Here is a 22551-nt window from a genome sequence, read left to right as displayed (position 1 = left end):
TGTCACGCTTCGCTTTGAACTTCCCTCCCTGGAGGGAGGGACGGTGAGCGATAGCGAACCGAGGGCGGGTGTTCTACCCTAAGGCTTCCAAAAGTCCATCCACCCCAAACCGCACAGGATCAGTCACGTGCAGTCCCGTTTCGTCCTGTGTTCGTTGGATGACCTCCCTCGCAGCGGCTTCGTCCAACCCGAACGTGTTCACGCAGATTCCCGCCGTCTTGGGCCGGGGAAATGTGCCGCAAGCTTCGGCAAGGTCTTCATAAAGGCGCACGTAGTCGCGAAGGGGCGGCACCTTCACCCACGACACGCGATTTAGCATGTCCATGCCGGCGATGTGGCATAGGATGAGGTGGGTGGGCATCGAGCCGCGCAAGAGAGGAAGCGTGGCGGTGCTTCCCGGATGAATCAGCGCGCCTTGACCTTCCACGATGATCAGTTCAGCCTCGGCAACGCACATCACTTCGCGTTCGATGGCTCCTGCGGCATAGTCCACACGCACGGCGTCAAGTGGTACGCCCGAGCCCATGATTGTGATTCCGATCTGGCCGGTGGCGACGAACTCCGCCTTAATACCCCGGCTCAGCGCGGTTCGGTAAATCTCCAGGCCGGCCGTCATCTTGCCGACCGCCATACTTGTGCCGATCATCAGCACGCGCTTGTTTGGGAGTAATCGGGCGCGGCCTTCGTTCACGCCAAGGTCTTTGGGTTCGAGTCGAACATCCCAAACCCACTGCCCGGGTTTGAGATTCGGAAACCTTGGGGCCAGGAGGTCGTGAAGGCCATTGACGATGCTCAGTCCTCCATTGATGGCCTCCTGAATAGCGCTGTTCCAAGCTTGCGGAATCAAGCCTCCTGGTGGGGCAGTTCCCAGCACAAGCACTTCTGCGCCCTTCGAAATGGCTTCTGCCACGCTGCCGACTACCGGACAAGAGCGGGGTATGCGAGTGATGTCTTGCTGATCTCTGCCCGAGAAGCGGGAGTCGATAACGCACGCCACTGGGTTCGGCGAATACCGGAGAATCCCAAAGCCCATCTTGCCGATATCGACATCGAGGGCTCCTTCCATGTATATCGCAAGCGGCTGATGGCGTTGGAGCATCGGTTGTGCCGTGAGGGTACCCAGTTAGCAAGGTTGAGGGATGAAGAATGGGAAGAGAGGCCAATCTCCGTACTCGATGCCTTGAAGAAAGCGATCCAAGCGGCATGACATCGCAGCCTCCTCCCATGCCTCAATCATTCCTAATCCGTCACTTCTGGCTAAGCGTTGCCCCTCCAAACCCAACGCTAAAGCGAGCGCACCAGATGGATACGGCTTTGTACTCGTCGAGGTTCACCGAATCTGGAATGTGATAGTTCTGATCTCCGATATTCCCCTTCAGCTTGCCCAGCTCAACGTAACCGTTTTTCTTGACAGAGTCCTCAGCGCTGTCCGAGCCCTTCACCAAATACACACGGACGTCGGGGCCGTTCGAGGTCGAAAACTCGCTTAAACGAAGGTACTTCTTACCGTCGCTTTCAACAACGCTCGCAATCCCCTTGGTCTCGTGAGCATAGCTCTGAAAGCTCCCTTGCGAGATCGTCTGAACCATCTGCCCAGCAGCAGGGAGACCTTCGTTGACACTTTTGTTCACGAACAGCAGTTCGGGATGAAAGAGATACCAACCGATGGCGAGGACGGGAATAGCGACGAGAAGTGCGATCTTTTTGATGTTCATCTTTGTCTCCAGCGTAGTGCTGGAGGAGAAAAGGGCGGAACGAAGAAAGATGTTCCTAAGGGCCTGGGCCTGTATCTCAGAAGGTAGGCGCACAAAAGCGGCTGGATCGTGCCGCCATAGATAAACATAGAGGCCATCGCTAACGATGGCCTCTATGTTCCAATCGGGTCTGGACTTAACTCAGACGGAAGACAAACCGCGCGTTGCCCAGCGCAAACTCGGTGCCATCCGCCAATTCGGCCTCTTCCACACGCTCAAAGTCGTCGCGTAGAACGAAAGTGCCGTTCGATGAGCCGAGATCGACGATCTTCCAAACATCATCCTCACAAGTGATCTTGGCGTGCTTTCGAGAGACATAAACACCCTCGGGTAGATCGGCAAGATCGACATCGATAGGGCCAACACCCGGATCAAAGCGTCCAATTGTCGAAGGAGGATTAAGCGGAAAAACGCTGTCGGTCTCAATGCCTTGCCGTTTAACGATCAAACGCGCCTGACCTGCAGGGGCAAAATCTTCCTCCTGCTCCGGTGCTTCTGGCGCTTCGACATCGGCTGACGCATCAGCGGTTTCAGGCGTCTCTTCGACGACTGCATCGGTCGGTTCTTCGACCTCTGCTACAGATAGGTTATCGTTCTCAACCATGGTGCTTACCCCGTATTATGGCTAGGGTTTTGCCTAACCCAAGGATAAAAGCTGAAATTGCCAATCCTGGGGCCAGCGTTCCTATGCTGAATGTCTTTCCTAACCAGGTGACGGTTAGAAATGCGTCTCCGGTTCGCAGTCCGTAGATCAACAAGCCCAATGTCGCAAGGGACGAGACGACCATCGAGACAATAATCCAGAGCGGCGAGACATTCAGACTTCTCTTTCCATACGCCGAAAGAGCCGGGATTAAGAGGGCTCCGACGACAATTCCACTCCACAAATACCACAGACTAACCACCGATTCGATGTTCAGCGCAAGCGTAATCGCCAGTCCGGTGGCGATACCAAAGCCAATACGCGTCCAGAGCTTGATATGGGCATCGTCAGCGCCTGGCTTGAACCGAGCAACGATATCGCGCCCAATGCTTGCTCCGCTCACGAGCGTATAGCCGACCATCGCGGAAACGATCGTGCCAAGCATCCCGCAAAGAAAAACGGCGTACAAGCCCGACGGCAGGACGGCTTGACCAAATGAAGGGAAGAGGAGCATCCCGCCAAGAGCGCCTGCCTCAGAAGGCGATTGGTGATTCATGGCGATCGCGTACATGCCAGTGGAGATGGTCAGTAAATCAAAGAGAACCCAAAACCCAACGCTGACCAATACGCCCTTCTTTCCTACTTCTGGACTCTTGCAGCTTGCAACGCGCTGATGAAAACCTGGATCGACCAGCGTCCACGCGCCGATGATGAAGAAACTAACAACTTGAACGATGCCAGCCCCGCCGTCCCATTGAAGGAGATGCCCCTGTTTTGGCGTGTTGCCGATGGCAGCGACTGCCTCTCCTGGAGACATCCGCATCAGGCACCAAATCACGATCACGGCAAACCCGACGTACATCATCAGAAAGGCCAGAACCGATACCCGAGCGTCCGCAAGAAGCCCGCCCTTATAGAGGAACAGCGTGCCGACAACTGCCGCGATGAGGACGGACGCGCCGAGGCTCCACCCGGTCAAGAAGTGGACAAGCGCCCCTAGCATCAGCACATGGGCGGCAGGAACGGCGAGCATCAGGACGAGGGTCGCACCGATGACGGCAACACCCCGCCCGTAGCGTAGCTGGAGCCTTTCAGGGATGCTGATCTGGTCCGCTTCACGCACCTTCTTCGCCAGGAAAAACGCATAGATGAGCCCAAAGACGTAGAAGGGAACCCCGAACATCACCCATGTGCCGATACCGTAGAAACTGACAGATTCGGCGATCCCCAAAATGCCGCCGTACCAGGTGCTCACCAAAGTGGCGACAAAGACCGGAAGAGTGAGCGCGCGCCCAGCGGTGAGATACTGCAGAACCGAATTGTCGCGCAGTTTTGCTGAAAATCCGAGCGCAAGGATCAGCCCGATAAAGGCGAGAACAACCACCCAATCCAGCGTCGCTAACTGTCCCAACCCGCCTCCATCACCATTGGGGAAGCTCCTCTGGGGGAACTTCAAGAAAGACCGCTGCCGCACCGTCGATCAGATGCACATGAACGTGCTCCGTAACTGCGCGGTTGGAGATGCTCGTCGGTCCGAGGGGACTTAGAGGAGATTTCTCAAGGGGCCACTCAACCCCCCTGAAACTGCAGCTTTCCACGGCGGTGAGCGGCAATAAGGACACTTGCCTCCCCACACGGGTCGCAAGATCGACCTCGTCTCCGGCACGCAAGACCCAGCCTATTCCCGTGCGCAAGGCCAGTCGAATCGAAAGCCCCGAGCGAGCGGCGCTGTGCAGCGTGGCGAGCATGTGATCCATTCTATCGCCCTCGACGGCGGCAAGGGTGATCGCGCTGTGTCCTTGGGCTTCCACATATTCGAGCAACTTGTCGCAATCGGTCACCTCTTGACCTGGTAGGTGTATCACTTCTGCAAGGGCTTCGGCGAGCGGTCCGCCTTCGGCGGAGTCCATGTCGCCGATCACGACCGTGGGCTTTATCCCAATCTTGTGAAGGCGGTTGACACCTCCATCGGCGGCGAAAAGGAGGTCTGCGCTGGATGCCCATTTCATGAGCAAGTCATCTGGCATGTCTTGCCCAGCCAGCACTCCCAACGCTTTTGTCATGGAACCATTGTACTTGTCCGCGAGAGCGTTGCACATATCACACATGTGACATGTATTTGGCTAGGTTTTAAGTTCAAAATAACACTCAGCATGACACCTAAAGTCACTATTTAGAGCAGGTCGACCTTTTCTTTCAAAATGATCTCCGAAAGCCCTTTTCACGCCCGCCAATCCTGTGTATAATGCTGTTCCCAGCTCTCGGCAAGAGAGATTTCGGGGCCCTTGATTTTCCTTTAAGTAGGACCTTATGGACCAGTACAATTTGGACGATTCCGATTTACAGATACGGCTGCGCGGCGCATGGGAGCAGGTGCTTCGGCGTTTGTCTGCCGAGATCTCACCGGCTTGGTTTGAGCGCTTTATTAAGCCGCTCAAGGCCGCCGGATTCGAGGAGGGTGTGGTCGTTCTGGCTGCCCCTGGAAGATTCGTCCACGAATGGGTCCGCGAGCGATACCTCGACAAACTGACCGAGATGCTCAGCGATGAACTTGGCGAGCAGATCGCCGTCAACCTGTTGAGCGAGGCCCGTGAAAAATCAGCCTTGCTTGGTAAAGCAGATGACTCCAGCGTGAAGCTGTCCGTTGGGGCGGATCCCTCGTTTCGACCTGCAGAGAAGTTCTGCTTTGAAACGTTCGTGGTTGGCCAAAGCAACCGACTCGCCTTTGCCGGAGCAAAGTCCGTCGCCGACGAGCCCGGTGCCAAGTACAATCCCCTATTCATTTACGGCCCATCTGGGCTTGGCAAAACCCACCTACTCCATGCGATCGCAAGGACGATCTTAGCCAAAGACCCGCGTTACCCGCTGGTTTACATCTCGGCGCAACAGTTTGCCGAGCAGTTCGTCCACGCCCTGCAAACGAACCGAATCGAGCAGTTTCGACGCATGCAGCGCAACGTCGGGATTTGGCTCGTGGATGACATTCAGTTTGTCGCTGGCAAGGACAAAACTCAGGAAGAGGTGTTCCATACGTTCAACTATCTTCACTCGCTGGGTAAACAAATCGTTCTTACATCCGACCGACCGCCACGCGATCTGACACTTATGGACGAGCGACTCCGATCACGCTTTGAATCGGGTCTTGTCGCAGACATCGCGATGCCCGATACCGAAACGCGTTGCGCAATCCTGCTTTCGAAGGCTGAGCAAGAGCGGGTGACCGTGGAGCCGGAAGTGGCGATGTTCCTCGCCGAGAGCGTTCCCGGAAACATCCGAACACTGGAAGGGGCGCTCACCAAACTCGCCGCACTCGCAAGCATCGAGAATCTTCAGATCGACCGTTCGCTCGCCGAAAAGCTGATTGAGGCACACTACCGCGAAAGACCGAACTCCAAGCCCGGATTCACCGAGATCGTCGATTCGGTGAGCAGGCACTTCAAGATCCCCGTCGAAGACATTTGCGGCATCTCGCGAAAGGCTCCCATCGTGCACGCTCGCCATATCGCCGTCTTTCTTACGCGCGAACTGACTCGCGACAGTTGGAAGCATATCGGCACGCTCTTTGGCGACCGCGACCACACGTCGATGATGCACGGATACCAAAAGATCAGCGATATGATCACTCGGGATAAAGAACTGCGCGTCCAGGTGAAGAGCCTGATGCGGAGCTTGTATCCGGATCATTAGGTTGCGTGGCAGTCAGAAATCGGAAACCGGAGATCAGATTTCTGATTTCCGGTCTCTGATCTCAGACATCAACTCATCAAGAAAGCCAGAATAAGCCGTGGACCTCAACCCCGGCCAATGGAACGCCAAGTGGATCGGCCCTGCCGCACATCCGAGCGAAGACCTCGGCGTCTTTGCCTTCCGCCGCACCTTTACCCTCGAAACGAAAACGCCCGATTTTTGGGTGAGGGTCAGCGCCGACAACCGCTACAAGCTCTATGTGAATGGGCAGATGCTGGCATTTGGTCCCCAGCGCGGGGACGAGAAGCATTGGTTCTACGAGACGCTGGACCTGGCTCCTTATCTAGTCGAAGGCTCCAACGAGATCATTGCGCTGGTCTGGAACTTCGGGCGTTGGGCGCCGATGGCCCAGCACACGGTTCGGACGGCGTTTGTGATGGAATCTCTTCGTTCTCCCTCCCCCTTGACGGGGGAGGGATGGGGTGGGGGTGAAAAGGGCCAGAGCGGGGGCGTTGCCTCACCCCCACCCAGTTCACTAACGCTCACTGCCTCCCCCCTCAAGGGGGAGGAGCCTGGTTCTAGGCACCCCGCGTACTTGCAACATGCTTTCATATCCACCCCCGCCGACTGGAAAGTTACACGGCTGGACGGCTGGACCTTCGACATGATGCACTCAGGAATCGGAGAGTTCTATATCGACAACGGTCCGGGGGAAATCATCGACACCAGCTTAACCCCCTCTCCTCGTCTCGACGAAGTCGCGATGGGGAGGGGGGCAGGGGGGTGGGGTACTCCCGCGTCTGAAGAACCGGAGCCCAAACCCGGCGGCTTCATTCCTCCCTACCTAACGAGCTCGCAGCCCCCTCCCTACTTCCCCCCAGAAATCATTCTGAATCCGTGGGATACACTGGAGTGGCGTCCCCCCCACGTCATCAGCCAAGCCGAGGAGCGCGGAACATTGAGCGGAGGCACGCCGTGGATGCTGATTCCGCGCTCGATCCCGCTGATGCGGTATGAGGTCCGGGCCGCTTCTCCGGCTGCGCGATCGGCGATCAACGATCAGAGATCTGACATCTCCCAGCCGACCGATCAATCCAAAATCCAAAATCCAAAATCTAAAATCGATCTGTTTCCCGGCCAACCCCTGATCCTCGACTACGGCGAGCTCCTTTGCGCCTATCCCCGGATCGCGGCAAGAACCCTACAGAAGGGGCAGAAGGCGACGGTGAAGGTCACCTATGCCGAGGCTCCGTGGGTTGTCGGCAAGAACGAAAAGGGCCACCGCGACGAGCTTGAGGGCAAAGAGATTCGGGGCTATCAAGACCGCTTCCTTTTCGATCATGGGGGTGGCGTCGCCGAGCCACTTTGGTGGAGAACCTATCGATACATTCAAATAGAAACCGATATTCCTGTACAGATCGAGGCTATCGACGCCATCGAAACGGGCTACCCGCTTCAAGAGGAATCGAGGTTCACGGCGGACGATCCTTGGGTCGAGAAGATTTGGCGTGTCTCGGTACGCACGGCAGAGCGATGCGCCGGAGAGACCTACTTCGACTGCCCCTACTACGAGCAGCTCCAGTATGTCGGCGACACCCGCATCCAAGCGCTGATCGGCTATTACCTGGGCCGAGACCGGGCGCTCACCCGCAACGCTGTCGAGACGCTCGGCTGGTCGATCATGGAGAATGGGCTGACGCAGTCGCGGTATCCGTCGCGCCAGCCGCAAGTGATCCCGCCGTTCAGCCTATGGTGGGTGATGATGGTATGGGATGCCGTCTTCTACGACCCAGAATTTGCTCACAGTATAGGCGAGGAAGCCCGCGCCGACCTGATCCGCAAGATTGACCGAATCTGTGAGGCGTTCAAGAGCCTGCCTGAAGCGGCTCCCTTCTGGTGCTTTGGCGACTGGGTGCCAGGATGGCGGTGGGGTGTGCCAAGCGGCGGGCTTCACGCGCCGATGCACCAGATTCTTCTGCGGTTAGCGCAGGCTGCCAGGGATTGGCTGCAAGACGGGAGCTTCGGTGATCCCACCTTCCCCAAGATGGAGCAGATCGCTGATGAGCATTCGGAGGCGCTGCGCCGTGTGTTCCAGCTCTTTCACGGCAACGCCCCCTACCCCTGGCCCGCTGAAGCCCTCAAAGCCGCCAACGCCCCCGAATGCACCTACTACTTCCAGTATTACAAGCACCTCGCCATGCAGCCCGACGACTATATGGCGTTGATGGGGCCGTGGAAGGAGATGATTGAAAACGGCCTGACGACCTTTGCCGAGACGCCGGAGCCCACGCGGTCGGACTGCCATGCCTGGTCGGCACATCCGATTCTTGGCTTCTTCCAGCTCGTTGCCGGGGTCACCAGCATTGCACCCGGATGGAAGAGAGCCCGCATCGCGCCCAAGCCAGGGTCGCTCAGACGCTTCGATGCCCAGATCGCCCATCCTGACGGGCTGCTCCGCGTGCGGTACGAGGATGAGAAAGTACTAGTGGAGACGCCAGTTGAGGCTGAATTCTTCTGGCAAGGCATGAAGCATGTGCTGATTCCAGGAACGCACACCATAGGTTAGATCGAGCAATCGATCCCCTAAGATTGACTTCACAGCAGTGCCCTTGTGGCTAGAATGAACTTGCCATGATTGCTTGTCTTGCTGCGCTTACGTTTTCACAGGCCACAGCCGCAAGGGACTTGCCTCTCCTCCCCCAGCCTAAGTCGGTGATCCAAAGACAAGGCGAGGGTTTGATTCTGGCGAAAGATGTCCCACTGAACTTCTCTGACAAGACGCTGGCCCCGTACGTTCAAGCTTTTATGCAAGACAGTACCGACGCGGGCCGATGCTCCTGGAAACTTGTTCAAAACCCAAAAGATGCTGCCTTGACGCTGAAGATCGACCGCACTCTACCGACTGCCTATCGCATCGAGAGCGGTGAGAAGATTGAAATTGTCGGGCGCGATCCACAAGCTCTGGCTTGGGGAATGACCACGCTCCTCCAGATGATTGACGTCAAGACGATGAATCCGAATTCGCAGCAATCCCATGTTCCCTCCGTCACCATCCGCGACACCCCCGACTCCGAATATCGCGGGGTCCTCGTCGATGTCGCCCGCAAGTACCACTCCATCGACACGCTTAAGCAGATCGTGCTGATGTGCCGCTGGTACAAAATCAACTATCTCCAACTTCACCTCACCGACGACCAGGCTTTCACGTTCCCCAGTAAAGCCTTCCCCAAGCTCAATTCAAGCAATCAGCACGGCGGGCCGACGTATTCAGAAGCAGAACTGAAAGAATTGGTGGCCTATGCCGACGCAAGAGGGGTCACCATTATCCCCGAATTCGACATTCCCGGGCACACCGCGGCGATGATACGCACCATGCCCGAACTGTTCAAGATCTTCGGCACAAAGCCTTACGAGCATCATTCCACGCTCAACTTCGCCAATGAAAAGGTGCTGAATGCCGTCGATACGCTGATTGGGGAGATGTGCGAAGTCTTCAAGTCATCGCCCTACTTCCACATCGGCGGCGACGAGGCCGACTATTCCAACGCCCACCAACACGCCGACTTCCAGGCAGCGTTTCTCAAGCATGGGCTATCCGGCAATGCCAGCCACGAGATCTTTCGGCTCTTTCTCACCCAAGCCAACGAGATGGTGAAGAAGCGGGGCAAGAAGATGATCGTGTGGGAGGGGTTCGGTCGCAACAAGAGCAGCAAGTTTCCCATCCCAAAAGACGTCACGATTATGGAGTTCGAGTCGGCCTATTACTTGCCCACCGATCTCCTCGACGATGGCTATACCGTCATCAACGCCGCGTGGACTCCTCTGTATGTCGTGAATAAGCACGTTTGGCCACCCAAGAAAGTTTTTGATTGGGATCTGCGTAAATTCGGGCGACACACCACTTTCTATCCGGCTGCAACTTGGTTTGAAGTGCCCACTTACGAGCGGATCATCGGTGGGCAGGTGTGCGCCTGGGAGCAGCCGGAGTATCTGGTCTTTGACCACCTTAGGAGGGTGGTCCCGGCGATGGCAGAGCGGACGTGGAACCAGAATCCCAAGATCACTTACGAACAGTTCGAAACGAGGCTAACTGAGACGGACAAGGCTCTGCACATATTGGCGGCGGGGCCCGTCTTCAAAGTGTCTGGATTGATGCAAAACGGACCCGACGATTACGATATCGCAAGGTTTGAGGACAGCATCGAGGTCCGTCTCCAAGCTGACTCAAGAAACCTCACCATCCGATATACCACCGACGGCAAAAGACCGACGCCCGACTCTCTGGTCTATAGCAAGCCTATCATGATTGATAAAACAACAACGATCCGCGCCATTTTCACCTCACTCAACGGCAAGAAGCTCGCTGCACTGCGAGAGTCCACCCGTACGTTTTACAAAGACGTCAGCGGAAAACCGAACCTCGCTACCGGAAAGCCGGTGACGGTTTCGGGAGGGACACAGGGCCCCCAGGTTCCCGAGTTTGCAGTGGATAATAACCTCAATCTCGGCTCAAGCTGGTGGGCAAGCCCATCACCCCAGTGGCTCCAGGTCGATCTACAAAAGGTCTACAGCATAGACAAGATCGACGTGTTTCCTTACTGGGATGGGCGGCGATATTACCGCTACACAGTCGAGGTTAGCGCCGACGGCAAAGCCTGGACAAAGGTCGTGGACAAGAGTGAGAACTCCGTTCCCGTGTCGGCTTCAGGAGATGAGCACACGATTAGCCCCGTTTCTGCGCGATACGTCAAGGTGAACATGCTCTCCAACTCCGCCAATGAAGGTGTTCACCTTGTGGAGTTGAGGGTTTGGGGGAGGTGAGATAAGCAGCGGTTAGCCCCGAGCGCAAAAAAGATAGCGAACGGCTGATAAAGCCATTCGCCATCTTTGATTTGCAGGTTCTGGTTGTGCTTATGCTGCAAGGGTGAGCGGATGGCTGTTGTCTCCGTCATCACCGAGTGTGAACTTGGCGACCAGCTCTTGCAGTTCAACAGAAACTGCCATGAGATCGCCAGCCATTCGGCTAACCTCCGAAATCCCAGCCGTCTGCTGCTGAACTGCGGCAGAGGCCTCTTCGGTTGCTGCAGCCATCTCCTCAGCAGATGCGCTCATCTCTTCGGCTCCTGCAGCCGTCTCTTGACTTACGGAAGCCACATTGGTGATCGCGTCACTGACGGTGCGTGCGTTGGTACCCATGCTTGCAACCAAGGTCGCATTCTGCTCTGCCAACTCTCGAACATTCGCGATAACCTCAAGGATTTCCGCAAGAGCATTCTTGGTGGCATCGCTGAATTTTGACCCTTCGGCAACCTCTTCGGCGCTTGTCGCCATCGAGTTAGTAGCACGGTCGACGCCCGCTCGAATCGTAGAGATAAGCGAGGCGATCTCTTTAGTCGATTCGCTGGATCGCTCGGCAAGCTTGCGAACCTCTTCGGCAACGACGGCAAAGCCGCGGCCATGCTCGCCTGCTCTTGCTGCTTCAATAGCGGCATTCAGGGCAAGCAGGTTTGTCTGCTCGGCAATCTCGTCGATAGCTTGGACAATCGCGCCGATCTGAGCCTGCTTTTCACCAAGGTCACGAACCGCTTCCTCAGAGATAGCAACCTGCTTCGAGATGCGATCCATGCTTTCAATTGTCGCTTGAACAGCTTTGCCGCCTTCCATTGCCGTTTCATTGGCACGTGCGGTGGCAGTGGTTTGCTTTTCGCTGCCTTCCTGAACCTGGGCGACAGCGTTATCCAGCTTCTCCATCGCGATGCTTGCGTCGGAAGCGCCGATAGCCAGCTGTTCGCTGCCACGAGCAATCTGTGTGCTCGTTTCAGCGGACTCTGTAGCGCCCGTCACAACCTGCTGTATCGCAAGGCTGATCTCTTCTGATGCCGAGCTCGATTGAGTGGCGATGGCGCTCAGTGACTCGCTGGACTTCGTCACATTTTGAGTCGTTTTCGCAACTTCTGAAACCAGGTTTCGAAGGTTATCCAGCATGCTTGAGAAAGCTTGCCCGAGAACGTCATTGGTCGACTTAGGTTGTACATGAACGGCAAGATTTCCGCTTGCTACTGCTTCCGCAGCTCGTGCAATCTGCGACTGCTGGTCAATCAATTCTCGGAAGTCCGCCGCAAGGTCGCCAAATTCGTCCTTTGTATTGATGGTGATCTCTTGATTGATGTCGCCCACTGCTAAGCCTTTTGCAGCCTTTTGCACCTGAGATAACGCTCCACTGATCGTTCTTGTGATCATTAATCCAGAGGCGAGAGCAACTACGACGACAAAGACGATGAGCCCAATCATCGTTGCTCGAGAAGAAGAGATGGTCTTTGTGGCGATCGCTTTTTCCTTTTCGATCTTGCCAGCAACGTAGACCTCAAACTCCTCCATTGCACTGTCGATCTCGTCAAGGTATTTCCGTCCACTTCGTGACTGGGTTTGCGCCTCGATATCTTTTTCAGCATTCGAAAGTACAAAAACCTTGTCGGCGTTAGCGTAATACACGGGCAAGAGCTCGTGCAGCTTTGCACTGAACTTCTCTCCGTTGGGTGTGTGCAAATACTCTTCAAGCTTGCCCAAAGCCTCTTCAGACTCTTTCTTGAACTTGGCAGCGCTTGCTTGGTGCTTCTCCCTCTCGGTAGCGTTCTCAGACAGAATGTGATTCTTTTCCGCACGAACAAACTTCAGAATGTCGGCGTCAAGGTCTCCAAGCAGTTCCAGAAGAGCAAGCTCCTTTGTAAACTCCACAGACTGCGACCCGAGCTGAGATATGCGCTGCATCGCAATGATCCCCATAACACTCGTCAAGAGGATACATATCCCAAACGCGATAGCCAGCTTTCGACCGATTTTCAAGTTAGAAAACCATTTCATTTTTTAATCTCCCATTCGGGCAGTGATTGGGCTGTTCAACAGCCGTGGTCAGTTCTCTCCACCGTCGTAATCGGGCTTGCTTTCACATGTCAATAATCGCCTGACAGTTCCCCCAATCAAGCCAACACCCCGGTAATCGTACAGTTACGTACTAGCCCACGATTGATAATCGGCATCGCGATTGTAGATGCGTATGTACACTTTTCTTTAACAACCAAGAATTGTGCAAAACAAGGCAAAAAGTGGTTAGTAGAGTTGGCAGGTAGGAGCTTGTAAATTTCGGGAGGCCCAGACGATATCGATAAATCGATCCCCTTTGGTAACAGATAGTCAAAGTTCCGGGGCAAACAGAAAGTAGGCACGAGCTGAGGTTTGAGTGCCTCTGCTTGTGCCCACCTGAGATCGTAAAGTGGCCCCTTTATGCCGCTAACCTAAGGCTCGCGCCCCCGAATTGCGGAGCGCTTCCGAGAACTTCAAAGTTGGCGACGCGCCGAACTTCCTGGATTGAAGTTTTGCCCTGCAGAATGCGACGGACGCCATCTGCCTGCATCTCTTCATAGCCAGCTACGTGCGCGAGCTCGCGCAGGCGGTCTACCGGCACGCGCTCGGCGATGGCAGTGGCGACATCCCCCACGACGGGCATGATCTCATGCAGCGCCATGCGACCTTTGTAGCCTGTACGGCTGCACTTGACGCACGTGCCTGGGCTATAGGCGCTCACATCTTCCTGACCAGAAATCGTACGCAGCAGCTCAAGATCGGCCTCGTTGGTCTCTTCCTTCTTGCAGTGGCTGCACAAACACCGGACCAGGCGTTGGGCGGTGACACCGATCAGCGAAGTGCTGAGAAGATAAGGATCGATGCCCATATCCAGCAATCGCGGGATTGCTCCCGGCGCGTCGTTTGTGTGGAGCGTGCTGAGCACCAAGTGCCCCGTAAGAGAAGCTCGGATCGCGGTTTCGGCGGTCTCTTTGTCGCGAATCTCACCGACAAGGATCACGTCTGGGTCTTGTCGCAGTGCCGAGCGCAGCAGTGACGCAAAGCTCAGTCCAATCTTGTCGTTGACCTGAGCCTGACCAATGCCGTCGATATCGTATTCAACCGGGTCCTCACAAGTGAGGATGTTGTTCGTTCCGGTCTTGATCTCTTGCAGCGCCGAATACAAGGTCGTTGTCTTACCGCTGCCCGTGGGGCCAGTGACAAGGATCATCCCATAAGGTCGTTGAATCATCGAGCGGAAAGTTGCTTCGTTTCTCTGCGAGAAACCGATATCCGCCATATTCTTGAGCGAAACCGACTTATCGAGAACTCGCAAAACGATGCGCGGTCCGTGGTGGTTTGGAATAACGGAAACACGAAGGTCAACCTTCCTCCCATCGATTTCAGCGGCAACGCGTCCATCTTGGGGCATCCGAGTTTCGACGATATCGAGCTCAGCCATGATCTTGATGCGCGTGGCGAGCATTGGCAAGATATCTACCGGCATCTGTCGAACGCGTACAAGCTGCCCATCCACGCGATAGCGAACCTCGACACGATTGGCATACGGCTCAATGTGTACGTCCGACGATCCCATCCGGATCGCATCGCTCAAAATCTGGTTGGCGACCCCAACGACGGGCCGAGAGTCTGCCTGGTCAAGCATCGCCTCTTCAGGGCCGCTGCTCGCTCGTCCAAACTCCTTAATAGCCTGGTCGACAAGGTTATCGATCGACTTTCCGCCACGGGCAGGCAGAGTTTGTAGTGTAATTTGAATTGCGCGCTGAAGACGCTCGCCGTTTGCCAGCACCGGCTCAATGCGCATCTTTGAGAGGTTACGAGCAAGGTCAATCGCTTCTGTATCCATCGGATTTCGCATTGCTACGGTCAGGAGGTCGCCGCGCTTTTGCACGGGCAACATTTGGTAGCGGTCACATGCTTCCGGAGAAAGGACATGCGCAACATCCTTTTGTGGTGGTTGAGTTTCAAAATGCCACGGAGCGACGCCCATTTGGGCGGCAAGAACACGAAGCAACAGATCCTCGGTAATCGCTCCCATCGAAATGAGAATGCTTCCCAGTGGAGCTGAGGTGTCTCTTTGCAGTTCGAGCGCCTCTTCGAGTTGCTTCTTTGTGACCAACCGTTGTCCAGTCAATAATTCGCCAAGCTTTTGCTTTAGTTGAGCCATAACCCTCCGGGCGATCCGACAGGACGGATCAATCCCAAGTAAGTTATCGGGGCTGAACGGAGCCGTTGAAACTGATGAGAGTACGGGGATTTAGAACCGCGGCCCTAAGCCGATGCCGCTTCAGAGGCTGAGGCCTCGGCGCTTCCATGCTGAGCCTTAAAGATCAAAACCCCTAATCCTGCGCCAACGAACGGACCCACCAGATAGAGCCAAAGATTGCTCCAGTTTCCATCACCAAACAGCGCTCCGGAAACGGTTGCGCCGATACCAACTGCGGGATTGAACGCACCGCCAGAAATCGGCCCCCCGACGAACGCCGCCGCCACAATCGTAAAGCCTATGGCAAGTCCGTAATAGGAGTTTCCAGCGGTTGCTTTGGCGGTCGCCACGTTGAGAATCACTGTGACCAACATGCAGGTGAAGAGGATCTCAACCGCCAATGCTTTCGCAGGTGCGAACGCTTCACCAGGAGCGAGAGTCATCGCCGAGCCAAGCAGCCAGTAACCCATGAAAAAGGCAGCAATTGCGCCGAGGATTTGGGCGACGATGTAGGGAACGACGTCCTTCAAGTCCATCTTTCCTCGTAACCAGACAGCCAGTGTCACCGCAGGGTTGTAGTGTGCGCCCGAAACGTGTCCACCCATATAGACCATCACCATGAGTGCGGCGCCGATTGCCAGCGGGGCCAAGTTCCCAGCATTGCCAATGGCCAACGGAATGGCGAGCATAAACAGGAACGATCCGATAAATTCTGTAAAGACCTTCATTTCTCAACCTACGCAATGATCGTTGAAAAGGACGGTGGGGCAGTAACAATCGGCGCGAGTCGTGGTTAATCTTTAACCTGGCCCTTCCTTGCCGCAGGTTCAGATACCGTCCACAGCGCCAGCGCACCAATCACAAGCAACAACCCCGAATGCTCCGCGTTCAGGAATGCCATCGGGGCGAGCGCCGCTGCGACGACCGGGACGATAAAGCTCATGCCGACCGCTCGCACGGCAAGGACCGCGGCGATGAACCCGCCGACCAGCAGCGCCAGGAACATCTGCATGTAGCCGAGCAGCACCGCAGTTGAGGCGAATCCAAGAGTCATGCCCGCCAAACCGAGGAAGAGAGCGCTCAGATTCGCCGATTTGCGCATGCGCCAACCCCACCAAAGCACGAGGATCGGAAGCAAAAGGAGGGCAGCTGGCTGAAACACCAACGCCTTCGTGATAGCCTCTTTGCGGGCTTGAAGGGTGGGGAATGTGAGCTCGATGTTTTGGGTGGTGATGATGTCGGACAAGCTCCACGTGTGCGAGTTGTCGTTCGAGGTTGTGGGGAACAGTCCGCCGCGCTGGAACCGCACTTCGCTGTTCGATTTCAAGTTCAGCGTGAACGCCTCGACGCGCCGCCGTCGTGAGCCGATGTTGTAGACCCACGCCCCGCCCCCCTGACTCTTGTAGGCGACCGTCGCGGTGCGTGTCTCGCCGGGCTGGAGCATGCCCTCCCAAACGTAGTTCTCCATCTCGTCCTGATTACTAACCGGCTCTTCGCCGACCTTGAACGAAAAACTGCTCAACAGACCCGATTGTTGAGGCAAGGGGAAGGTCATGCGGACTTTGGCGACTTCGGAACTTGGGTTTCGAAAAGTGAATTCGGACCGGAAGTCGACGTCATAAACCTTCGAGCTGGTGGATTCGGCATCCCGCATGTGCACGTCGACATTGACGACGGCGTTTTGGATGGGCAGCGGTTGCTCCTCCATCCGCACGACCTCCCGAGTGAAAACCGCATCCTGTCCGCTCTTGCGGAAGGTGTCGCTGAGTTTGAGGATGTTCGTCGAGGACGGGTCTTGCAGGTAAGGCGTGAGCGACTGGATGCCTTCGGAGCCGAGCCGGTCGAGAAATGCGGGTGGGAGGGTAAGTGTTCGGGTGTAGGTCTTCTCCACGAGTCCGGCTGCTGACGGACCGTACTGATAAATCCCGCCGAGGGAGGGGTCGTCTTTAGCCGAGTACTCGGCGTTCTCGGCGATGATGCGCTGGTCGTTGACGATGCCACGGATCGCCACCAGCATGTAGCCTGCTCCGAGTAGCATCAACGCATAGAGCGTCCAGCTTCCGCTCTGCTTTGATGTGTTCAAAAGCCCCTGACGAATGGTTTCGAACCGGTCGCGGTCGGCGATATAAAGGGCGACTCCCGCGACGACAATGGTCACGAAGAAGAGGAGAATGACGATTTGTCGCTCGGCTAAGAAACGGCCGACTTCGGTGAATCCCGACCAAAGGGTTTCCAAAAAACGCTGTAGCATACGCCCTCATGGGTTAGGACGCTTAGTGCACGCTATCGATTCAGGCAAGTATGATGGCGCACCTATGAACTGTTCTAAGCGTATTCATCTCGTATACTTAAAGAGCTTTTTTTTGGCTTATGTGACTGCAATGAGACCCTTTGTCTTACGTTTTGGCTTTGCCCTCACCTCTTTGACTGGCCTTTGTTCCTGTATGCAGGCTCAGCCGCAGTATCGGATCAAAGAGATCGCTCCCCCAGCCGGGTACAGCGCTTTCGCTCCGACGGCTTTGCACTCATCGGGCGCGATGGTCGGATACGTTGATCCGCCTAACTTTCTGGAAGGGGTCTATGCAGATGCGTTCGGAACGCCGACTGCTATCCCCCAGTATGGAAGCGGTTTTAGAGACGTCTCTTTCTTCGACCTGAATGGCTCTGGCCTCGCCCTTGGGTATGCAAACTCCAATACAGGCGGTCCTGCCGCTATGCTTCTGTGGGATAGCGTCAGCGGATACCGAAGAATCCTTCATCCGGGTACGGACAATGTGAGCGTCAAAAGAATCAACGACGCGGGACAGACTGCCGTGATGGCTGAGCTGAGTCCTGGAGTTCTCACTGCGTTTATCTGGGATGCTGTCAACGGATTCCAAACCCTTGCCGATCCAGGGGGAGAGGCGAGCGTGAACGACCTTGCCGAGTCGGGCAGGAGCGTTGGAACGGCAACGATCTCTGGCTCCAGCGTTGGGGTCGTGTGGAATCCAGATCGAACGGTAGCGCATTTGATTCATGCAGCAGGAGGCTATTTGAGTGTCTCTGGCGATGCGCTGAATTCTTCTGGGCATGTGGCTGGCATGACCTTTCTTTCTGGCACTGGCGATGTCGGATACGCCTGGTCTGAGTCGATGGGATTTGTGCCGACGGGCTCGTTCCAGAAGGATGGGCTGGAATGGTACATGGGGGCGCGAAGCGTCTCCGAGTCCGGCGTTGTCCTCGGAGTTCGTGTGACCGCAAGTACTAGCGGCCTTGGGGGTCTTGAAGGGGGTGTAGCGATTTGGACGCATCAGAGTGGGATAGCGCCTATCGAATCTTTGCTGAGCCCTGACTCTGCCCAGGCCCAGCATTACTACCTGTCTGCATCGGCTTCCGACGGCTCCTTCGTAGGCTGGGCGATTCGGAGCGATCAGAGCCAGTTTTACTACCACGCTGCGCCCGTTCCCGAGCCCGCGTCGGCTCTCGCCCTTGCAGTCGGCTTAGCCGCCATTGCTCGCAGGCGCAGAGCGCATCGGCGCGAGAAAGTCGGCTGAGCGCACAAAACTCAAGAGACTGGGGAGAAGTGAACAATTGCAAGAAGAACTGACCCACCCCCCGGAGTATGTGGCTGAATACCACTTGGCTTGGAAGGACGTCAGGGAGTGGCTTCTGATTCTCAGCCTGTTGGTGGGATTGGTCACACTTTCCGTCTGGGATGAATTCAGCGGCCTTTCGACCAGGCTGGTCCGCGCGGATGAGGGCTATGAACTCCTGGGGTCTCATTCGCCACCTTTTGGGGGCAGGGCAACACTCTCCTACAAAGGCAGTCGCTATCACGCAAACTATTCAGGTCTAGCCGCTGCCTTCTTCGTCGGCTACCCGACCAGCCTGCAGAGCGTCAATGGACTCTCTGCATATCTCGAGGACGAATCCGGCAACCATGCTCCCGTAAGTGTGCGCCTGCCGAGTAATAGCGCGTCCCCAGTAACGCACCAAGAGGCGACTGAAGACAGAATTGTGTACTTGGGCGTTTTGCACCATTTCCCTCCGAGCTTTTGTGAATCAAATTTGATACTGAAGGCTAACGGCGCGGAAGTGGGCCGCTGGAGAGTGTCAGGACTTCGCCCGCCACGCAGAGTCATTGCAAAAGATCAGGCTCCCAAGATGCAGGCAGTGGTGCTTGGAAGAACGATCGGCTTGCGCCAAGGCAAATACACGGTCGATCTGTTCTTGTCTGGCGGGCACGATCCTCGCGACCAGTACGAGATCAGATTCGCCTACACAGGAGAGTGGCATCACGGCAACAGTTCTCGGCTTTGGCTTCAGCAGGGAACTCAGCATGATTCGGTCAATATGCTCGGCTTCGGTCAGAGACCAAGCCCTGGCCAACAACTGATGCATGTATACGGCACCGTGACGCGCTATCGAACCTGGGAGGAGACTCTTGAACTGCCGCCGATCCACTGGTTTAGCGATTCAAACCAGCCTGGCTGGAGGATTACTTCGCCCCTCGGTGTTAGGGTGGAGTGCCCTGATAGTTCAGCACGATTCGTAGAATCGCTAAACAACCAGGCACTGGTTACATTTCAGTACAATCTGACTCCAAGCGATGCCGTGACCTTGCTGAATTGTCCGCTCTATCAAGAGTTTCGTAAGCCGATGAAAGTCCTTCTGGCTGGTGCCAGCGCCGAGGACGAAATTGCGTGGTGGAGGATTGATGAGTTGAATATGAGATCTAGGCGAGAACATCCTCACTCCTTCTATGCGAAGATCCCTATGCCGGATCAGCCTTGGCCAGAGCCTGCGACTGGAATCAAAGCAAGGCTGGTCTACCGCGTCGATCTTGAAAACGAACGGTTCGATCTATATGTTCCAACAGAGTGGGCGCAAAGGACTTACGCAGAGGCACAGGAAGCGCATCGCCAATCTTTGGCAGGGCTGAGAGAAGAGCTTGCCGCAAAGAAGCGCGATCAGAATGGCAAGGCAAAGTAGCGGCTACAGCCCCAGTCGACTCCAAAGCCCATCGATCTTTATTTTCACGTCGTCCGACATCTTGATCAGCTTTGGATAGTCCCGACTAAAGCCGTTCTCCCCAGGCCACTTGTGGGTGCAATCGAACCCGATCTTCCCGCCAAATCCTTCTTGCTGGGAGGCGTGGTCGAGCTGGTCGACCGGACCCCGGCTAAGCAAAACATCCCGCCCTGGGTCGCAGTTTGCGCCGATGCGGAAAAGCACCTCTCCTATGTCTTGTACATTACAGTCTTCATCGAAAACATAGACAAATTTAGTAAACGCAAGCCCGCCCAATCCCCAAATCGCGTTCATGATCTTGTACGCGTGGCCGGGATATTTCTTCTTGATCGAGACGAACGCTACGTTGTGGAAACACGCTTCCACGGGAAGGTGCATATCCACGATCTCGGGCACGGTCAGCCGGATCATCGGCAAGAAAATCCGCTCCACCGCCTTGCCCATCCAGCCGTCCTCCATCGGGGGAATGCCCACGATCGTTGCCGGATAGATCGCTTTGCTGCGCATGGTCACGCAGGTCACATGCAGAACCGGGAAATCGGAGGCGAGGGAGTAGTAGCCAGTGTGATCCCCGAACGGCCCTTCCAGCTGCCGCTCGGACGGGTCGACATAGCCCTCGATGACGATCTCACAGTCGGCGGGGACCATGATGTCCACGGTTTTTGCCTTCACCATCTCGACCGCTTGCTTGCGCAAGAACCCGCAGAACACCATCTCGTCGATGCCGGGGGGCAGGGGAGAGATCGCGCCAAAGGCGTAACAGGGATCTCCGCCGATGGCGACGCAAACTTCGATCTTCTTGCCCTTCTCGCCAGCAGCTTCCATATGCCGCATGCCGGTTTTGTGCATCTGCCAATGCATCCCGCAAGTGTTCTTGTCGTGAACCTGAATGCGGTACATGCCGACGTTGCGTTTGCCGGTTTCAGGGTCGTAGGTGAAGACCATCGGCAGGGTGATGAACGGGCCGCCGTCTTCGGGCCAGCAGGTGAGGATCGGAAGCTTGGTGAGGTCGATATCATCCCCCTTCAGCACAACCTCCTGACAGATTCCTCGACTAACTTCTTTCGGCTTGGTCGTGCTGAGAATCTCCTTCATCAGCGGTGCGATCTGGAGGATATCTTTGATCCCTTTTGGCGGGCTGCTCGGCAGTTTCAGAAGCTGTTCGATGCGCTCGGCATGCTCTTCAAAGTCGCTGCAACTCAAAGCCATCGACATCCGTTTCCGCGAGCCCATGGTGTTGATGGCGACGGGCATGTAGGTGCGCAAGTCAGTGTTGGGCCGCAGGATTTTAGATTTTAGGTTTTGGGTTTTGGATTCCTCCCCTCCCTCCATTTTTCCGGAAATGGAGGGAGGGGGTAGGGGGTGGGAGGTCCCCTGATCGCCAATCGCTGATCGCTGATCCCCCACGATATACGCTGGCGAACTCTCCGGATGAATGCTGGGATGCCCCATCACCGCGCTTTTTGGATTCGGCGTGCCCAGCCGGGGCGCTGGCCCGACCACATTCTCAAACAGCAACGCCGGACCAGCGGACTTCATCACCCGATCCGCAACTTCGGTGATCTCCAAATACGGCGACAGCGGCTCCGTAATCCGTTTCAGCTCGCCAGCCGCCTCAAGAGCCTCAAGAAAGTGTTGAAAATCGCGGTACGCCATTCCGGTCAGAGTGTACGCGAATTGGAGATGTGTATTGCTTGGTGAACTAAGGCTTAATCCAACCAATGCGCAGAGCGGACCCCGTTGCACCCAATCGCGGCTGCCAGCAGGGCGTCGTACGGTCCTTGTACGTCAAGTTGCACGATCACTTGCGGTTCCTGGCTCATGATTCGAATCGCCTTCACCGAACCGTTGTCCTTCGTCAACGACTCCATCAGCGCCATCGCCGCTGCCTGCGAATCCAGCTCCACCTGCATCGCTTTGGGGTGAGAATGTGGCACCAGTCTCCTCTCCAGATGATCCACCCAAGAGAGCGTGATCAACGTCATCGCCGCCCCCAAGATCGCGATCAGATAATACGGCCCGCCTGCGCTCACTGCCATACCCACGGCGGCGACGGCCCAGATCGATGCCGCGCTCGTGAGGCCCTTGATCTCTGCGCCCATCCGCAAAATCGTGCCTGCGCCGAGGAAGCCGATGCCGGTAACGACGTTTGCCGCCGTGCGCCCAGTGTCGCCGCCCAAACTCTTTCCAACCTCGCAAAAGAGGGTCACGCCGATGATGATCAGGATGTGCGTGCGAATTCCAGCAGGCCGTCCGTGAAGCTCGCGCTCATAGCCGACGGCTCCGCCGATCACGGCTGCGAGTCCGAGCTTGAGCATCACTTCCAGCGCGAACAGCCAAGATTCAGAAGAGAACACGCCGCGAAAGCTTTCCATGCCAAGAAGGAGGTT

At 56.1% G+C, this 22551-nt stretch carries 16 protein-coding genes; 5 read left to right on the top strand and 11 right to left on the bottom strand.

From position 1 onward, the window contains the following. Positions 1-73 precede the first annotated feature (73 nt). The 5 genes from KF784_04685 to KF784_04665 form a co-directional block, all read right to left on the bottom strand. A complete protein-coding gene (locus tag KF784_04685) occupies positions 74-1099 on the bottom strand; it encodes a DUF1611 domain-containing protein (GenBank protein MBX3118340.1) in 1026 nt (341 codons plus the stop codon). Between the two features lie 148 nt (positions 1100-1247). After that, a complete protein-coding gene (locus KF784_04680) occupies positions 1248-1715 on the bottom strand; it encodes a DM13 domain-containing protein (protein MBX3118339.1) in 468 nt (155 codons plus the stop codon). A gap of 175 nt (positions 1716-1890) precedes the next feature. Continuing rightward, positions 1891-2358, bottom strand: coding sequence for an FHA domain-containing protein (locus KF784_04675; protein MBX3118338.1), 468 nt, complete (start codon positions 2356-2358; stop codon positions 1891-1893). Continuing rightward, complete coding sequence (locus tag KF784_04670) at positions 2351-3808, bottom strand: hypothetical protein (protein ID MBX3118337.1); 1458 nt, start codon at positions 3806-3808, stop codon at positions 2351-2353. Before KF784_04670 ends, KF784_04675 begins: the two co-directional genes overlap by 8 nt. Positions 3809-3818: 10 nt before the next feature. Then, positions 3819-4460, bottom strand: coding sequence for a thiamine diphosphokinase (locus KF784_04665; GenBank protein ID MBX3118336.1), 642 nt, complete (start codon positions 4458-4460; stop codon positions 3819-3821). A 247-nt stretch (positions 4461-4707) separates the two neighbouring features. Between KF784_04665 and dnaA the strand changes: the two genes are divergently transcribed. The 3 genes from dnaA to KF784_04650 all read left to right on the top strand — a co-directional run bounded on the left by dnaA (position 4708) and on the right by KF784_04650 (position 10905). Further along, entirely contained in the window at positions 4708-6084 is a 1377-nt protein-coding gene (dnaA, locus tag KF784_04660) for a chromosomal replication initiator protein DnaA (GenBank protein MBX3118335.1), read from the top strand. Positions 6085-6181: 97 nt separating this feature from the next. Then, positions 6182-8650, top strand: coding sequence for a hypothetical protein (locus KF784_04655; GenBank protein ID MBX3118334.1), 2469 nt, complete (start codon positions 6182-6184; stop codon positions 8648-8650). A gap of 65 nt (positions 8651-8715) precedes the next feature. Then, positions 8716-10905 carry a family 20 glycosylhydrolase gene (locus KF784_04650; GenBank protein ID MBX3118333.1) on the top strand — a complete coding sequence of 730 codons (2190 nt, stop codon included), beginning with the start codon at positions 8716-8718 and terminating at the stop codon, positions 10903-10905. A 90-nt stretch (positions 10906-10995) separates the two neighbouring features. Here the strand turns inward: KF784_04650 and KF784_04645 are convergent, their stop codons facing one another. The 4 genes from KF784_04645 to KF784_04630 all read right to left on the bottom strand — a co-directional run bounded on the left by KF784_04645 (position 10996) and on the right by KF784_04630 (position 17402). Then, positions 10996-12945 carry an MCP four helix bundle domain-containing protein gene (locus KF784_04645; GenBank protein MBX3118332.1) on the bottom strand — a complete coding sequence of 650 codons (1950 nt, stop codon included), beginning with the start codon at positions 12943-12945 and terminating at the stop codon, positions 10996-10998. A 418-nt stretch (positions 12946-13363) separates the two neighbouring features. After that, positions 13364-15112 carry a Flp pilus assembly complex ATPase component TadA gene (gene tadA / locus KF784_04640; GenBank protein ID MBX3118331.1) on the bottom strand — a complete coding sequence of 583 codons (1749 nt, stop codon included), beginning with the start codon at positions 15110-15112 and terminating at the stop codon, positions 13364-13366. Between the two features lie 104 nt (positions 15113-15216). Beyond that, a complete protein-coding gene (locus KF784_04635) occupies positions 15217-15879 on the bottom strand; it encodes an aquaporin (protein MBX3118330.1) in 663 nt (220 codons plus the stop codon). A 65-nt stretch (positions 15880-15944) separates the two neighbouring features. Then, positions 15945-17402: a hypothetical protein gene (locus tag KF784_04630; GenBank protein MBX3118329.1), complete on the bottom strand. Its 1458-nt coding sequence runs from the start codon at positions 17400-17402 to the stop codon at positions 15945-15947. Positions 17403-17532: 130 nt separating this feature from the next. On the opposite strand from KF784_04630, the gene KF784_04625 reads away from it, so the two are divergent. Then, positions 17533-18684 carry a PEP-CTERM sorting domain-containing protein gene (locus tag KF784_04625; protein MBX3118328.1) on the top strand — a complete coding sequence of 384 codons (1152 nt, stop codon included), beginning with the start codon at positions 17533-17535 and terminating at the stop codon, positions 18682-18684. A gap of 37 nt (positions 18685-18721) precedes the next feature. Next, positions 18722-20122 (top strand): hypothetical protein, encoded by a 1401-nt coding sequence (locus tag KF784_04620; GenBank protein MBX3118327.1) that lies wholly within the window; start codon positions 18722-18724, stop codon positions 20120-20122. Positions 20123-20125: 3 nt separating this feature from the next. Here the strand turns inward: KF784_04620 and KF784_04615 are convergent, their stop codons facing one another. Both KF784_04615 and KF784_04610 read right to left on the bottom strand, forming a co-directional pair. Next, complete coding sequence (locus tag KF784_04615) at positions 20126-21817, bottom strand: menaquinone biosynthesis decarboxylase (protein ID MBX3118326.1); 1692 nt, start codon at positions 21815-21817, stop codon at positions 20126-20128. A gap of 53 nt (positions 21818-21870) precedes the next feature. Next, entirely contained in the window at positions 21871-22536 is a 666-nt protein-coding gene (locus tag KF784_04610; GenBank protein MBX3118325.1) for an MgtC/SapB family protein, read from the bottom strand. Between the last annotated feature and the right edge of the window lie 15 nt (positions 22537-22551).

The sequence above is a fragment of the Fimbriimonadaceae bacterium genome, from assembly GCA_019638775.1.
In the GTDB taxonomy this organism is placed as follows: Bacteria; Armatimonadota; Fimbriimonadia; order Fimbriimonadales; family Fimbriimonadaceae; genus JAHBTD01.
The sequence above is the reverse complement of the archived record's forward strand: the minus strand, read 5'-3'. Positions and strand labels throughout refer to the sequence as shown.

What these genes read in the sequence shown, in the direction of transcription:
- KF784_04680 (MBX3118339.1), bottom strand. Translation starts at nt 1,715, where the DNA reads ATGAACATCAAAAAGATCGCACTTCTCGTCGCTATTCCCGTCCTCGCC.
- KF784_04610 (MBX3118325.1), bottom strand. Translation starts at nt 22,536, where the DNA reads ATGGAAAGCTTTCGCGGCGTGTTCTCTTCTGAATCTTGGCTGTTCGCG.
- KF784_04635 (MBX3118330.1), bottom strand. Translation starts at nt 15,879, where the DNA reads ATGAAGGTCTTTACAGAATTTATCGGATCGTTCCTGTTTATGCTCGCC.
- KF784_04675 (MBX3118338.1), bottom strand. Translation starts at nt 2,358, where the DNA reads ATGGTTGAGAACGATAACCTATCTGTAGCAGAGGTCGAAGAACCGACC.
- tadA (MBX3118331.1), bottom strand. Translation starts at nt 15,112, where the DNA reads ATGGCTCAACTAAAGCAAAAGCTTGGCGAATTATTGACTGGACAACGG.
- KF784_04645 (MBX3118332.1), bottom strand. Translation starts at nt 12,945, where the DNA reads ATGAAATGGTTTTCTAACTTGAAAATCGGTCGAAAGCTGGCTATCGCG.
- KF784_04625 (MBX3118328.1), top strand. Translation starts at nt 17,533, where the DNA reads ATGAGACCCTTTGTCTTACGTTTTGGCTTTGCCCTCACCTCTTTGACT.
- KF784_04615 (MBX3118326.1), bottom strand. Translation starts at nt 21,817, where the DNA reads ATGGCGTACCGCGATTTTCAACACTTTCTTGAGGCTCTTGAGGCGGCT.
- KF784_04650 (MBX3118333.1), top strand. Translation starts at nt 8,716, where the DNA reads ATGATTGCTTGTCTTGCTGCGCTTACGTTTTCACAGGCCACAGCCGCA.
- KF784_04665 (MBX3118336.1), bottom strand. Translation starts at nt 4,460, where the DNA reads ATGACAAAAGCGTTGGGAGTGCTGGCTGGGCAAGACATGCCAGATGAC.
- dnaA (MBX3118335.1), top strand. Translation starts at nt 4,708, where the DNA reads ATGGACCAGTACAATTTGGACGATTCCGATTTACAGATACGGCTGCGC.
- KF784_04630 (MBX3118329.1), bottom strand. Translation starts at nt 17,402, where the DNA reads ATGCTACAGCGTTTTTTGGAAACCCTTTGGTCGGGATTCACCGAAGTC.
- KF784_04685 (MBX3118340.1), bottom strand. Translation starts at nt 1,099, where the DNA reads ATGCTCCAACGCCATCAGCCGCTTGCGATATACATGGAAGGAGCCCTC.